Origin of the sequence: Dietzia sp., from assembly GCF_036741115.1 — a bacterium.
Taxonomy (GTDB): Bacteria; Actinomycetota; Actinomycetes; order Mycobacteriales; family Mycobacteriaceae; genus Dietzia.
Genome location: NZ_DAINST010000020.1, coordinates 23,569 through 37,658 on the forward strand (window position 1 = coordinate 23,569; position 14,090 = coordinate 37,658).

Below are 14,090 nucleotides of genomic sequence, written 5' to 3' on the forward strand. Positions count from 1 at the left end.
TTTCCGGGGAGTCATCGGTCGAGCCCTGGACGCTGCCGATGGTCGCGGCGGGGTCCTCGCACGCGGCGGGATCCGTCGGGTCCGTGGGATCCGTGGGATTCGTCGGATCGGTCGGGCCGGTGTTCCCGCCCGGCGCGACGCCGAGGTCGTCGAAGGCGTCCCTGCCCGCGCCTTCCCAACCGTTCGCCGGGTCGAAGGCGTCGTCGATCACGGTGTCGGGAAAGCCACCCGTGCGGCGCAGGGTGTTGTCGACGGTCGAGCTCGAGCCCGATCCCCAGGCCGTACCCGGATCGGTGCCCACCTGGCCGAAGGAGTCGACGACGGTGTCGCCCGAGAAGAGCACGATCGCGTCGTCGCCGTTCCACGAAGCTTTACCGGTCTTCAGATCGAGCTGATCGGCGAACGAGGCCTGCGAGTTGCCGACCGTGAACACGTCGCCCGGCGCAATCGTGCCGGTGAGCGGGATCTCCGTCCCTTCTACGCTGCTGTTGGAGTAGACGGCGAGCGAGTAGCCAGCGAGGTCGAGCGGCTCGGTGCCGGGGTTGAAGACCTCCACGGCTTTGTTCTGGGACGTTCCCTCGATGTACTCGGAGATGTATGGGCCGGTAGGGACGTCCTGCGCAGCGGCGGAAGGCGCAATTTGCGGAATGACGGCGGGCGACGCCGCCGCGACGAGGAGCGCGGCGGCTCCAACCGAGAACGCTCGCCGGCGGGCGGCGTTCGACAGGGCAAAGGGACGCATATACGCGCCTTTCTCGATCAATCGGTCCGGAAGCGAACGGGTTTCGCCGGATCGGGGCTCTGGGCTGACCGCCCCAAGCTAACGAGCCCGTGGAACGTCTGAGAGACCCATGAGTGGAAATGAGGTGAACACTTTCCAGCGCCGCAAGGACAGATAAGCCAATCGAGATCATCCTGGGACTCCGGCGCCCTGCACTAGACTTGAGGGTCGAAGGTGTACCGGCGTTGCGGGAGGGGGCGAGGACCGACCATGTCGATGAGCTACCCGCCTCTCGCCAACGGCAGCTACCGCGTGGGGGATCCCCCACAGCGCTTCCCCAGCGCCGTTCCGGGCCCCTCGGCCTCCCCGAATCTCGCGCCGGGCGGGGTCTACGGCTATGCGCTTGCCGGGCCGGCCGCGCCGCCGGCCCCGCAGGTCGGAATACCCGGAGGCGCGCCGAGCGGTGCGCCCGGCGGCCAAGACACTGTGCAGCAGCCCGGCCCTGTACCGGTCTATCCCCCGGCGGGTTACGCCCCGACCACAGCCCCGCCGTCAGGCTTCGCGCCGAACGCGGCCGCGTCGTCAGGCTCCCCCCCGAACATAGCTCCCCCGTCCGCGTCCGGCACCCCGGCAACACCGGTCTTTCCCGCCGGCAACATCGCCCCGGCCTGGGGCGCCCCGCCTGCCTCGCTCCCCCCGCAGCCGACGGGGAAGCGGAATCTCCTTATCGCGCTCGGGGGCGCGGGCGTGGTGGCGCTAGTCGTCGCGGCGATCCTCTTCATCGTCCCGCGCGAGACCGGGGGCTCCGGTGGGATCTCGGCGCAGGGCGTTCTCGAGATCGATTCGCCGGTCGCCGTCGGCGGCCACGAGACCTGCTACGTTCCGCCGTCACTCGAGCCGGCTGTGGGCGGGGATGTCGAGATCCTCTCGGGGCAGTCCGCGGAGGTTGTCGCGCGGTCGCCGTTCGTATACTCGGACGGCTCGCTCGGGCACTGTACGTTTACCTTCGACTACAGCGGCGTGCCCGAGGGCGCCGCTCCATACGCGGTGCGGCTCAGCGACTTCGGGGTCGTCGACCTCTCGGAACAAGAGGTCCGCGACGGCATCTCGGTCGTTCTCGGAAATTAGGGAGGCAGGAAACGATGGCAGCTCAGGTCACACCGCTGGATCAGCTCCCGCCACTCTTCGCGCTCCGGGAGCTCACCTACCGCGAGCCGACGAAGAAGAAGCCGAACCTACGCACCGCGCTCGAGCAGCGGCTCACCACCATGTCGCCGCTGGTCCGTGCCGAGCTCCCACGCGATCTCGACGAGCAATACACGGTCCTCGTCCGCCTGTATCGCCTCGCGCTCACCAGAGTCGAGGAGTCCGCGGGCGAGCGCGCCGCCGTCGAGGCAGTCCTCGAGCTGTTCCGCGATCTCGGCTTCGACCTCGCGAAGTACCAAGTCTCCGAGGAACAGTTCGCCGAGTTCGGCGCGGCCATGCGCGAGGCGCTCGCCGACGTCGCGGGGAAGGAGTGGACCGAGGAGCTCGGGCGCACGCAGACCCAGTTCTACGACATCATCGCCCGCGCCCTGGCCGCGGGCGCCTCCGAGGCAGAAGAGGAGCTCGGCGCGAACCGCTTCCTCGTCGGCGCGCGGGTAGTCGACGTCCAGCGCCCCACGCGGGGCCTCGCGGTGGTGCGCCTGCTAACCGACGTCCCCATGGACTACCTGCCGGGGCAGTACATGTCCGTCCTCACCCCGTACAAGCACGCGGTGTGGCGCAAGCTCAGCCCGTCGATCCCGGCGAACCCTGCGCGGCAGATCGAGTTCCACGTGCGCGCGGTCGAGGGCGGCACGCTGAGCCCGGCGCTCGTCGCGATGGTCGCGCCCGGGGACCGCTGGGTGCTTTCCACGCCGCTCGGCGAGCTCGAGATCGCGCGCAATCCTGCGCCGGCGCGGGCGCCGGGAGAGGGAGCAGCGGGCAAACCTCCGCAGCTGGTGCGCGGCGACCACCAGGACGTGCTCATCATCGCCGGTGGTACGGGCATCGCCCCTGTGCGCAGCCTGATCCTCGACATCTCCCGCTTCGGCGACAACCCCCGCGTGCACCTCTTCTACGGCGCCCGATACCCGGGCGAGCTCTACGATCTCCATTCGCTCGTCTCGATGTCGGCGCACAGCCCGTGGCTCACGGTGCAGCCCGTCGCCGAGGAGCGCGAGGATCCGTGGTGGCTCGACACCTCGGGGGCCGAGCCGTTCCCGCAGACCCTCCACCGGTTCACGTACGGCCGCCTCGACAAGGTCGTAACGGCGTACGGAGGCTGGGGCGACCGGCAGATCATCCTCGCGGGCCCGCCGGAGATGATCTCGGCGACGAAGAAGGCGCTCATCGCGCGCGGCGCGCCGCCGGAGAACATCCAGCACGATCCGCTTCCGGGGACATAGCCCGGAGCGCGCCGACCCGGGCTACTCCGTAATGCGGCCGCCCGAGAGCACCGGGATCTTCCCGCGCACGTCGTCGACGGCCTCGGTGTCCACGTCGATGCAGAACAGCTCGGGAGCCTCCCCCACAGATCGGAGCACAGCGCCGTCGGCCCCCACGAACAGCGAGTGCCCGACTCCGCGGGGCGCCGAGCCCGACGCTTCTTCGCCGACCGACGCGGGATCGGCCTGGCCCACGGCGAGCAGCGGCGTGGTCGCGTCGAGTGCGCGGGCGCGGGCGAGCAACTCCCACTGCTCCACCTTCCCGGGGCCGGAGCCCCAGGACGCGCCGAGGATGGTGAGCCGTGCGCCGTCATGGGCGAGGGAGAGGAATTGGCCGGGGAACCGGATGTCGTAGCAGACGGAGAAGCCGATGGGCAGTCCATCGACCTCTACTACAGAAGTAGATTCGCCGGGTGCGACGGTGTCGGATTCGCGGAAACCGAAGGCGTTGTAGAGGTGGATCTTGTCGTAGCCGAGGTGGACATTGCGGCCGCCGCCCACCGGCCCCGTGACGAGGTAGGTGTTGAACACGCGGCCGTCGCCCGAGGGCCGGAACATCCCGGCCGCGACGAGTACGCCGTGCTCGCGCGCGGACTCCGCGAGCACGCTCGCCCACGGCCCGTCGAGTTCCTCGGCGACCTCGTCGAGCGGCCCTTTCCCGAACGCGCGCATGCTGGCCTCGGGAAACGCGACGACGCGCGCCCCCTGCTCGGCGGCCTCCCGGACCTTTTCGCGGATGACGTCGAGGTTCCGTGCGGGATCCGCGCCCGTGAGTACCTGTGCTGCGGCGATGCGCATGCCGACCTCCTCGATTCGTGGGGCCTCGTCTGGGGTTTGATCCGAGGCCCCGTCCAGGGTCCCGGCCTCCCTGCTCGCCCCGACGCTACGCGAGCAACGCGTTGAACACCTCGGAGCTGCTCGGGTGCGTGTAGATCGCCGAGCCGAGCGCGGAGGCGGGAAGGCCGTTGCTCATGGCGACCGTGACGAGATTGATGAGCTCCTGCGAGTCCACGCAGTAGAGGACGCATCCGAGGATGCGGTCGTCCTCGGCGTCGACGAGGAACTTCGCGACGCCCTCCGGCTCCGCGAGGATCTTCGGCCGCGGCATGATCGGGATGTCCGCGATGTTCTTCTTCCGCACCTCGAGCGTGCGCCCGCGGGACTCTGCGTCCGCGCGCGCCTCGTCCTCGCCCATGCCCACCTGCGACAGCGGCGGGGCGAGGAACGTGGTCGAGGGGATGATCCGCCCTTCGGTGGTGCGCGAACCATCGCCCCACGCCGAGGACAGGACGATCCTGTGGTCGTCGAACGAGACGTAGGTGAACTGCGGCCCGCCGTTGACATCGCCGGCGGCGTAGACGCCCTCGACGCTCGTGCGCAGGTGCTCGTCGACCCGCACCGCTCCCCGATCCGTGGTGTCGATGCCGGCGGCGTCGAGGCCGAGTCCGTCGGTCGCCGGGCGCCTGCCGGTGGCGAGGAGCACGTAGTCCGCCTCGAGCTCGGTGCCGCCCTCGGCCCCGTCGTAGGAGACGGTGACCGAGTCGTCCGCCGAGGAGAAGCCGGTCACGTCCACCCCCGAGACGATCGTGATCCCGAGCTTCTCGAGGTCCGCACGCACCTGCTCGGCCACGTCGCGGTCGAAGCGGCCGAGGAACTCCTGGGAGTGGTCGAGCACGGTAACGGAGGTGCCGAACTGCTCGAACATCGTCGCGAACTCCAGGCCGATCGGCCCACCGCCGATGACGGCGAGCCGGCGCGAATGATCGGGGACGTGCTGGACCAGCGTGGAGTCGAGGATCCTGGGCCCGTCGACTCCCGGCAGGTCGGGGCGAACCGGGACCGAACCGGTGTTGATGATGATGGTCGGCGCCGTGAGCGTGAGCCGGTCCGGCCCGCCCGTGACCTCGACGGTGTGTGGACCGGTGAAGGCCGCATCGCCGTCGATCACGGTGACCCCCGCGTCGTCGGCGAGCTTCTTGTTCACCGCGTTGAGCTTGGCGATGAGCGTGTCCCGGCGGTCCTGGGCTGCGGTGAGGGCGGCGCCGTCGGCGCCCTCGTCTCCGACGCCCCCCCGCCGCGATCGTCTTGACGGCCGAATGCAGGTGCGCGTCGGTGAGCAGGGTCTTGGTCGGCACACAGCCGACGTTGATGCACGTGCCGCCGTACATGTCCGGGGACTTCTCCACAAGGGCCACCCGGTCGCCCGCTTTCGCCCGGCCCATGGCGACGGTCTTTCCGGCCTTACCGAATCCGATCACGAGAAGGTCGTATTCCTGTGCGCTCATGGCCGCGAGGATACGCGCCGCGCGGGGTTCGCCTCGGCCCGCAAATTGCCGCCCGGATAACCCTCGCGCCCCGTGCCGCGCCCGTCTCCGCTATCTCGTTCGCCGTCCGAATCGCGCTCGTTCCGCGGTCGCCACAGCACGACTTGGGTCGAGCGGGGCACGTGGACGAGCTCCCCGCGCGGGCCGCCGCGAGTCGCGCGGTCGACCCGCCGGGCCGCCTCGTACATGCGGCCGAGCTCCTCGCGGGCCTCGCTGAGTGCGGCTTGCGCGTCGCTGAGCTGCCGACGCAGTTCGATGATCAGCTTGATGCCCGCGAGGTTGATCCCCTCTTCCTGGCTGAGCCGCTGGACCTCGCGCAGCAGCGCGACGTCGCGGAGCGTGTAGCGCCGCCCGCCGCCGCTGGTGCGCTCGGGGATCACGAGCCCCAGTCGGTCATAGGTACGCAGCGTCTGCGCGTGTAGACCCGAGAGCTCGGCGGCCACGGAGATCACCAGCACGGCGTCGTCCGGCCGGAGCTCGTCGGGATTCGGAACCCTCATCACGCACCCGGCCAACCCGATCGCGGATCGAAGCCGGACGCCTCGAGCGCCTCCGCGTACGCGGCGAGTTCCTTCTCTGCCGCGCCCTTCGGCGGCATCGCGACCCGGAGAGTCGCGCGCAGTGCGCCCGTCGCGCCCTTGGCCGGCGCGATCCCCCGGCCTCGGACGCGGAGTACCTGCCCGTCCTTCGAGTTCTCCGGGACCTTGACCGTGACCCGGCCCTCGAGGGTCGGGATCGACACCTTCGTTCCCTGGACCAGCTCGGGGTACGACACGGGGACGTCGAGCAGCAAGTCGTTGCCGTCGCGTGAGAACACCTTGTCCTGGCGCACGTGGACAGTGACGAACAGATCGCCCGCCGGCGCGCCGCGGAAGCCCGCCTGCCCCTTGCCGGACAGCCGGATCCGCTTTCCGTCCTCGATCCCCGCGGGGATCTTCACGGTGAAGTGCCGGGTCCGCATCGTCGTTCCCTCGCCGCGGCATTCCGGGCACGGATCGTCGATCACGGTTCCGGCGCCGCCGCACTCCGGGCACGGCTCCGAGAAGCCGAACGGCCCCTGGCTCCGATTGATGTACCCGGCGCCCTGGCACGTCCTGCACGTGCGCGGCGAGGTGCCGGGACGCGCCCCGCTGCCGCTACAGGTATTACAGGTTGACGGCGCCGTAAACGAGATCTCCACGGGCTTGCCGAGCGCCGCGTCGCGGAACCCGATGGTCACCGACGTCTCGATGTTCTCCCCGCGGTTGCTCGCCCGACCGCCGGGGGACGCGCCCCGGCCGCCGCCGTTGAACAGTCCGCCGAAGATGTCACCGAACCCTCCGGCGCCCCCGGCACCTCCGGCTGCGCCGGCAGCGCCGAACAGGTCGGAGACGTCGAAATCGGCTGCACCTCCGGCTCCGGCATGGCCGCCGAATCCGCCGCGGCCGCCGTACCCGTAGCCGCCGCTCGCGGCGAGGCTCCGGATCTCGTCGTATTCCTTGCGCTTGGCCTCGTCCCCGATCACGTCGTACGCGGTGGAGACCTTCTTGAACTTCTCCTCGGCTGCCGTGTCGCCCGGGTGCGAGTCCGGGTGCGATTCGCGGGCGAGCTTCCTATATGCCTTGCGGATCTCGTTCTGATCCGCGTCCTTGGAGACGCCGAGATCCGCGTAGTAGTCCCGATCCACCCATTCGCTCTGGCTCATTCGATACCCCCTTCTCGTTCCTCTCGTTCTCGTGTGTGGTGATGCTTCGTGATCACGCTTGCTCTACTTCTGCTAATGCTTTTGTCTCGACTCTAATGATCTAACTAACGAAATGGTCCCGGCGGGAAAGCGGTAGGGCCGCTCCCCTGCCGGGACCATCGATGGGATTCCCGCGATTCGCGCCTTCGCTCCTAGGAGCCGACAACGACCATCGCGTTGCGGAGAACCTTGTCCCCGACCCGGTATCCCTTGCGATACACCGTGGCGATCTTGGGCTCGCCGCCGGAGGAGAGGTCCTGGACCGCCTCGTGGATCGAGGGGTCGAACTCGTCACCCTCCTCGCCGAACTCCTCGACGCCCTGGGAGCCGAGGACGGCGAAGAACTTGTCGTTGAACTTGCTCAGCGCCGAACCCTCGGTGAGGTCGCCGTGCTGCGCGGCCATGCCCAGCTCGTCGGCGATCTCGAGGAGCCCGGACAGGACGGAGGCCTTGGCCCCCGCCACTGCCGACTGCTGCTCGCGCTGCACGCGGCGGCGGTAGTTCGCGTACTCGGCCGAGACCCGCTTGAGGTCCTCGGTGAGCGCGGCCACCTCGTCGTTCGGGGCGTCGGCATCCGAAGGATCACCGAGCGCCGAATCCTCGACCTCGACGTCGATCGCTTCGTCCGCGGTCATACCCGCTTCGCTTTCCGTATCGGTTCCTGCACCTGCACCGCCCTGGGCCGCAGCCGTGGGATCCACCGCAGGATCGACGGGGGCGTCCGCCCCGCCGTCCTGCGCCTCGGTACCCGGCTGGCCCGACCCTGCGGTCACTTGGCGTCCTTCGAGGAGTCGTCGGACTCGTCGTCGACGACCTCGGCGTCCACGACACCGTCGTCCTCGGCCGACTCACCGGCGCCCTCTTGCGCGGCCTGCTCCTCGTACATCGCGGTGCCGATCGCCTGGAGCTCGGTGTTGACCTTCTCCACGGCCGACTTGATGGCCTCGAGATCGGAGCCCTCGAGCGCCGTGCCGACCTCGGCGACCGCGGACTCCACGGTCTCCTTCTTGTCCGCCGCGATCTTGTCCTCGTTGTCCTTGACGAACTTCTCGGCCTGGTAAACGGTCGACTCCGCCTGGTTGCGGACGTCCGCCTCCTCGCGGCGCTTCTTGTCCTCCTCGGCGTGCGCCTCGGCATCGGAGACCATCTGGTCGATCTCCTCCTTGGACAGGCCGGAGCCGTCCTGGATAATGATCGTGTTCTCCTTGCCGGTGCCCTTGTCCTTCGCCGTCACGTGGACGATGCCGTTGGCATCGATGTCGAAGGTGACCTCGATCTGCGGGACACCGCGGGGCGCCGGGGCGATACCGGCGAGTTCGAAGGAGCCGAGCAGCTTGTTCTGCGCGGCCATCTCGCGCTCACCCTGGAAGACCTGGATCTGCACGGAGGGCTGGTTGTCCTCAGCGGTGGTGAAGGTCTCCGAGCGTTTGGTCGGGATGGTGGTGTTGCGCTCGATGAGCTTGGTCATCACGCCGCCCTTGGTCTCGATGCCGAGGGACAGCGGGGTGACGTCGAGGAGCAGCACGTCCTTGACCTCGCCGCGGAGGACGCCGGCCTGCAGCGCGGCGCCGACGGCGACGACCTCGTCCGGGTTGACGCCCTTGTTGGGCTCCTTGCCGCCCGTGAGCTCCTTGACCAGGTCGGTGACGGCGGGCATACGGGTCGAGCCGCCGACGAGGACCACGTGGTCGATGTCGGAGACCGAGATGCCGGCGTCCTTGATGACGGCCTGGAACGGCTTACGCGTGCGATCGAGGAGGTCCTGCGTGATCTTCTGGAACTCAGTGCGCGAGAGCGTCTCGTCGAGGAACAGCGGGTTCTTCTCCGCGTCCACCGTGATGTACGGCAGGTTGATCGACGTGGACTGGCTCGAGGACAGCTCGATCTTCGCCTTCTCCGCGGACTCGCGCAGGCGCTGCATGGCCATCTTGTCCTTGGTGAGGTCGATGCCGTTCTGCGCCTTGAACTTCTCGACGAGCCAGTCGACGATGCGCTGGTCCCAGTCGTCGCCGCCGAGCTCGTTGTCGCCGGAGGTCGCCCGGACCTCGACGACGCCCTCGCCGATATCGAGGAGCGAGACGTCGAACGTGCCGCCGCCGAGGTCGAAGACGAGGATCGTCTGGTCGTCATCGCTCTTGTCGAGGCCGTAGGCGAGCGCCGCCGCGGTCGGCTCGTTGACGATGCGGAGCACGTTGAGGCCCGCGATCTGGCCGGCGTCCTTGGTGGCCTGGCGCTGGGCGTCGTTGAAGTAGGCGGGCACGGTGATGACCGCGTCCGTGACGTCCTCGCCCAGGTACGCCTCGGCGTCCCTCTTGAGCTTCTGCAGGATACGGGCGGAGATCTCCTGCGCCGTGTACTGCTTGCCGTCGATATCGCTGGACTTCCAGTCGGCGCCGATGTGGCGCTTTACCGAGCGGATGGTGCGGTCGACGTTGGTGACCGCCTGGTTCTTCGCCGGCTGGCCGACGAGCACCTCGCCGTTCTTCGCGAAGGCGACGACGGACGGCGTGGTCCGCGAGCCCTCCGCGTTGGCGATGACATTGGCCTCGCCGCCCTCAAGGACGGCAACCACCGAGTTGGTGGTGCCGAGGTCGATACCCACTGCACGGGACATATGTATTTCCTCCTGGTGTGTCTTGATGTTCTAAGTTCTGTTTCGTTCGGCGGGCCGTGCCGCCGGGAAGATTGAGTTACTCGGACTCAGTTACCGGCCGCCTTCTCTGGGCCCTCGCCCATGATGCCACCGGAGGGCGACCATTTTCCGCCGCCCTGAGCGCCTTCGACTCATCTTTACCGCCTCGTACAACCGGAGTCTGGCGGATTCCATTCCCCATGTGGCGCAACTCACACACATTCTTGCGTGCAGGAGACTCAAGCATGGAAATAACGGCGGGCGGCGGGGCCCGCAAGAAGGGTTCAAAGTTTTCACACGTGTACCACGTGTCTCGCTGGCAATTGCCGTCGGGGCGGTCTAACCTGAGTCACAACTGTCACACAAGCATCACGTGTACCAACTTACAAAGTCGGAATTACGTGGTCCGTGTTCGTTCGGGGGCGGCGCCGGGTTCCCAGCTCGCATCGGGAATCGGGTCCGTACCCGCACCTCACTCGAAGGCACAAGGCAGACAGAGCAGGCCGGCTTACCGGCCACGACACGAAGGACGTGCAGAACATGCGCATTCGCTCGACCATCGGCACGGTCGCGGCCGTCGCGGCGCTCGGCATCGCCGGCGCCGTGACGACGACACTGGTGCCGCACCTCTCCACCGACTCCGTCGACAACACCGCGGACGGCACGGCGATCCCCGCCGCGCCGCCGGAGGCACTACAGACCGCCGATGCGATCTCGGTCGCGGCGAACCTCACCGAGGCGCTGCAGCGTGACCTCGGGATCACGCCCGAGCAGTTCCTCGAGCAGGCGCAGACCGCCGCGACACTCGGCGAGAAGGCCGGCGACTGGAAGCGCACCTTCGACGACGTGTTCGGTGGCGTCTGGCTCAACCAGGGCGGTGACGGCGTCGTGGGCGTCGCCACCGTGTTCCCCGACGCGAAGGACGGGGCGGCGAAGGGCGATGCGCCGGCCGACGCCGCGAAGCTCCGCGATGCGGCGAAGGCCGCCGGCTTCCAGGTCAAGGACGTCGCGCTTTCCGTCTCCGATCTCGGCGAGCGCCAGGATCAGGTCCAGGCTGTGATCGACGGGCTCCCCGAGGCTCAGCGACAGATCGTCAAGTCCGTGCAGGCCGACCCCAACAAGGGGCAGGTCGTCGTCACCACCGACGGCGGCACCGAGGCCGAGATCGGGAACCTCACCTCCGCGCTGCGCGGCCTCGCGCAGATCAACACGCTCAACGCGCCGAGCCCGGCGAACGACACCTCCCCGCTGGGGAGTCTGGGCGACGGTGGCGCGAACAAGAGCGCCGAGGGCTCCGATCCCTCGACCGGCGCCGTCCAGGGCCTCGGCGAGGGCGCGACTCAGGAGGGCGCCGAGCAGCCCGGGACCACCGGCGATCAGGCCGGAGACAAGGCGGACGAGGGTGCCGGGGAACAGACCCCCGCAGCGCCGAACGGTGCCAGCTCGCTGGCCGGGCTCGTCCCGCCGGAGGCGATGACCATCATCAACCAGCTCCTCGGCCAGAACGCGAACGGCGAGGACCCCAACGCCAACCCCTTCGGCTCTCTGCAGGCTTTCGTGCCGCAGCCGGACCCCGAGCCCACGCCGGATACGAATGATCCGTCGACCCCGGCCGAGGGCCGGGGCACCGAGGGCGCGCCCGAGGCGACGGCACAGACGCAGGCGGCACCGGCCGGCGATCCGGTCGTCGGCGGCACCGCGTATGAGTCGAAGATCGCGCTCGGCCAGCTCGAGTGCTCCACCGGCTTCAACGGAACCCTGGACGGCAAGCCCGTCGTGATCACCGCGGCGCACTGCAACCGCAACGACAACGTCCGCGCGGCGTTCCCCAACAACCAGGAATTCGGCACGTTCACCGAGACTCAGCGCGAGGGCATCGACTCCGCACTGATCAAGGTCGACGACTCGCAGGCCTCCCGTTTCGCCAATAACCTCGTGGGCGGCGAGAACGGCTCGACACAGGGCATCACGGGCACCGCGGCTCCGGTCGTCGGCCAGGTGGCCTGCAAGATGGGCTCGCGCACCGGGTACTCGTGCGGGAAGATCACGCAGGCCGACACGAAGATCGACGTCGCCGGCCAGCGCACCATCGACAACGCGTTCACCATCGACCTCTGCGCGCTCCCGGGCGATTCGGGCGGCGTGGTTTTCTCCGGCGATCGCGCGCTCGGCATCTCGAGCGCCTCGAACGTCGCCGGCGAGCGGAACTGCGATTCCGCCACGAACCACGCGGACGCGGCGGGCGTGAAGCCCTCGCTCTCCGTGGTGCCGATCGACAAAGTGCTCGCCGCACACCCGGGCCTCGAGCTCAACACGAAGTAGTCCGCGGACAGCCACAGACCAGCAGGACCCCCGCCGCACGGCGGGGGTCCTGCGCATTTCGGTCGCGCCCGGCGGCCACAGTCGCCAGTCGCCAATCGTTAGCCGCCGCGAACCATGCACTTCCTGCCGAAGCATGCACTTTCTGTCGATTTCCGGGCCGATCAGCGCCGAAATCGACAGAAAGTGCATGGTTCCCGCGGAAAAGGGCCGCCTCCGCCCTCGCTTCCATCCCGGCAAACGGCGACTCCGCCGAAAGTGTGACCCACGTCTCAAACTTCAGGGATACTCGACTCCACCAACTCCCCCGATCCCCACCCGGAGGCCGCAATGCCCAACCTGTTCGACGACATCGCCGCCCACGCCGCCGAAACCCCCGACGCCGCCGCCCTCCGGCACGGCCCGGAGACCACGTCGTATGCGGAGCTCCGCGACCTCTGCCTCGCCTACGCCTCGAAGCTCCGGGACCTCGGCCTCGGCCGCGGCGACCGCGCGCTCCTGTCCGCGCCCTCGGTCGATGCGTATGTCGTCGCCTACATGGGCGTCCAGGCTGCGGGCGGCGCCATCGTCGCGGCGAACACCATGGCCACGGCGGAGGAGCTCGAGTACCTCCTCACCGATTCCGGCGCGACGCTCGCCATCGCTTGGCACGAGAACGGGCCGGCGCTCGCCGAGGCATGCGCGAAGTCCGGCGTCACGCTCGTGGAGCTCCTCCCCTCCGACGCCGATCCCGCCGCGCTCGATCCGGCTGCGGCAAACCCCTCGGACCTTCCCGTCGACCGCGCACCAGACGAGCTCGCCGCCCTGCTCTACACCTCGGGCACCACGGGCAAGCCGAAGGGCGCGCAGCTCACCGTGGGCGGACTCGCCGCCGCCACGAGCTCGGCGGTCGCGACCTCGGGGATGCATGCCGGCGCTCGCGTCGGCACCGCGCTCCCGCTATTCCACTGCTTCGGCCAGGTCGCGGGCATGCTCCCTACTTTCCGCGCCGGCGGCTCATTCACGCTGCTGCACCCGCTCACGCTCGAAGGACAGCTCGCGATGATCCCCGAGAACGAGCTCAACGTGATGCTCGGCGTCCCCACGATGTGGATGTTCCTTCTCCACCAGGCGAAAGAAGAAGGCGTCGGCCCCGAACACTTCGCCAGCCTCGAGCACGTCGTCTCGGGCGGGGCGCCCCTGCCGGAGTCGATCATCACACGCTTCGAGGACGACCTCGGGGTCACCGTCCTCGAGGGCTACGGGCTCACCGAAACCGCCGCGATGGGAACCTTTTCCAGTCCTGACGGCGAACGCCGCGTCGGCTACGTGGGCACCACCGTCGACGGCATCGAGCTCGAGCTCCGCGATTTCGACGGGTCCGTCCTCGGCACCGACGAGCCTGGGGAGATTTTCCTCCGTGGCCCGCAGATCATGGCGGGGTACTGGAACAGGCCCGCCGACACCGCCGCCGCCCTCGATGAGAACGGCTGGTTCCGTACCGGCGATATCGGCGTCCGCGACGCCGCGGGGAACCTCAAGATCGTCGACCGCGTCAAGGACATGATCATCCGCGGCGGATACAACGTGTACCCCACCGAGGTCGAGAACATCTTGCACGAGCATCCGTCCGTGCTCGACGCGGCCGTGATCGGAGTGCCGGACGAGAAGTACGGCGAGGAGATCGCCGCGATCGTCGCCGTCTCCCCGGGACTCGAGCCCGCGCCGGAGGAGCTCGAGGCGCTGTGCCGCGAGCGCCTCTCGGCGTACAAGGTGCCGCGGCTCATCCAGTTCGTCGATGCGCTGCCCAAGGGCGCCACGGGCAAGACCCTCAAGCGCGGGATCGATCGGGCCGAGGTGCTCGAGAAGGCGTGGCGTTCGGAATCGGCGCTGCGAAAGTAGCCGCCGCGCGGGCGCCGATGGG

General features: G+C 68.9%; 11 protein-coding genes and 1 pseudogene. 4 read left to right on the forward strand and 8 right to left on the reverse strand.

Going from position 1 to position 14,090, the window contains the following annotated elements:
- Positions 1-742: lamin tail domain-containing protein (locus V7E05_RS04980; protein WP_333618568.1), on the reverse strand; the 742-nt coding region annotated here is incomplete at its 3' end.
- Between the two features lie 255 nt (positions 743-997).
- On the opposite strand from V7E05_RS04980, the gene V7E05_RS04985 reads away from it, so the two are divergent.
- Both V7E05_RS04985 and V7E05_RS04990 read left to right on the forward strand, forming a co-directional pair.
- The gene (locus V7E05_RS04985; RefSeq protein WP_333618569.1) at positions 998-1,849 is read left to right on the forward strand and encodes a hypothetical protein; all 852 of its coding nucleotides are present in this window, start codon (positions 998-1,000) and stop codon (positions 1,847-1,849) included.
- 14 nt (positions 1,850-1,863) lie between these two features.
- On the forward strand, positions 1,864-3,150 hold the full coding sequence (locus tag V7E05_RS04990; RefSeq protein ID WP_333618570.1) for an FAD-binding oxidoreductase: 1,287 nt from the start codon (positions 1,864-1,866) through the stop codon (positions 3,148-3,150).
- A gap of 21 nt (positions 3,151-3,171) precedes the next feature.
- On the opposite strand, the gene V7E05_RS04995 is transcribed toward V7E05_RS04990, so the two are convergent.
- The 7 genes and pseudogenes from V7E05_RS04995 to dnaK all read right to left on the reverse strand — a co-directional run bounded on the left by V7E05_RS04995 (position 3,172) and on the right by dnaK (position 9,850).
- Positions 3,172-3,987, reverse strand: a complete 816-nt coding sequence (locus V7E05_RS04995) for a carbon-nitrogen hydrolase family protein (protein ID WP_333618571.1) — start codon at positions 3,985-3,987, stop codon at positions 3,172-3,174.
- 85 nt (positions 3,988-4,072) lie between these two features.
- Positions 4,073-5,173: a dihydrolipoyl dehydrogenase family protein gene (locus tag V7E05_RS05000; RefSeq protein ID WP_442891605.1), complete on the reverse strand. Its 1,101-nt coding sequence runs from the start codon at positions 5,171-5,173 to the stop codon at positions 4,073-4,075.
- Positions 5,174-5,333: 160 nt separating this feature from the next.
- Positions 5,334-5,474 (reverse strand): annotated as a pseudogene (locus V7E05_RS14285) (FAD-binding protein); the annotation flags it as partial.
- Positions 5,471-6,013, reverse strand: coding sequence for a heat shock protein transcriptional repressor HspR (locus V7E05_RS05005; RefSeq protein WP_333618572.1), 543 nt, complete (start codon positions 6,011-6,013; stop codon positions 5,471-5,473). The pseudogene V7E05_RS14285 and the gene V7E05_RS05005, both read right to left, overlap by 4 nt.
- Entirely contained in the window at positions 6,013-7,197 is a 1,185-nt protein-coding gene (locus V7E05_RS05010) for a DnaJ C-terminal domain-containing protein (RefSeq protein WP_333618573.1), read from the reverse strand. Before V7E05_RS05010 ends, V7E05_RS05005 begins: the two co-directional genes overlap by 1 nt.
- A gap of 191 nt (positions 7,198-7,388) precedes the next feature.
- Positions 7,389-8,009: a nucleotide exchange factor GrpE gene (gene grpE, locus V7E05_RS05015; RefSeq protein ID WP_333618574.1), complete on the reverse strand. Its 621-nt coding sequence runs from the start codon at positions 8,007-8,009 to the stop codon at positions 7,389-7,391.
- Positions 8,006-9,850 (reverse strand): molecular chaperone DnaK, encoded by a 1,845-nt coding sequence (gene dnaK / locus V7E05_RS05020; protein ID WP_333618575.1) that lies wholly within the window; start codon positions 9,848-9,850, stop codon positions 8,006-8,008. The genes grpE and dnaK overlap by 4 nt, the downstream gene beginning before the upstream one ends.
- A gap of 558 nt (positions 9,851-10,408) precedes the next feature.
- On the opposite strand from dnaK, the gene V7E05_RS05025 reads away from it, so the two are divergent.
- On the forward strand, positions 10,409-12,190 hold the full coding sequence (locus V7E05_RS05025; RefSeq protein ID WP_333618576.1) for a trypsin-like serine protease: 1,782 nt from the start codon (positions 10,409-10,411) through the stop codon (positions 12,188-12,190).
- A gap of 327 nt (positions 12,191-12,517) precedes the next feature.
- A complete protein-coding gene (locus V7E05_RS05030; protein WP_333618577.1) occupies positions 12,518-14,068 on the forward strand; it encodes a class I adenylate-forming enzyme family protein in 1,551 nt (516 codons plus the stop codon).
- The last annotated feature ends 22 nt before the right edge of the window (positions 14,069-14,090 follow it).

What these genes read in the sequence shown, in the direction of transcription:
- dnaK (WP_333618575.1), bottom strand. Translation starts at nt 9,850, where the DNA reads ATGTCCCGTGCAGTGGGTATCGACCTCGGCACCACCAACTCGGTGGTT.
- V7E05_RS05010 (WP_333618573.1), bottom strand. Translation starts at nt 7,197, where the DNA reads ATGAGCCAGAGCGAATGGGTGGATCGGGACTACTACGCGGATCTCGGC.
- V7E05_RS04995 (WP_333618571.1), bottom strand. Translation starts at nt 3,987, where the DNA reads ATGCGCATCGCCGCAGCACAGGTACTCACGGGCGCGGATCCCGCACGG.
- V7E05_RS04990 (WP_333618570.1), top strand. Translation starts at nt 1,864, where the DNA reads ATGGCAGCTCAGGTCACACCGCTGGATCAGCTCCCGCCACTCTTCGCG.
- V7E05_RS05005 (WP_333618572.1), bottom strand. Translation starts at nt 6,013, where the DNA reads ATGAGGGTTCCGAATCCCGACGAGCTCCGGCCGGACGACGCCGTGCTG.
- V7E05_RS05030 (WP_333618577.1), top strand. Translation starts at nt 12,518, where the DNA reads ATGCCCAACCTGTTCGACGACATCGCCGCCCACGCCGCCGAAACCCCC.
- V7E05_RS04985 (WP_333618569.1), top strand. Translation starts at nt 998, where the DNA reads ATGAGCTACCCGCCTCTCGCCAACGGCAGCTACCGCGTGGGGGATCCC.
- V7E05_RS05025 (WP_333618576.1), top strand. Translation starts at nt 10,409, where the DNA reads ATGCGCATTCGCTCGACCATCGGCACGGTCGCGGCCGTCGCGGCGCTC.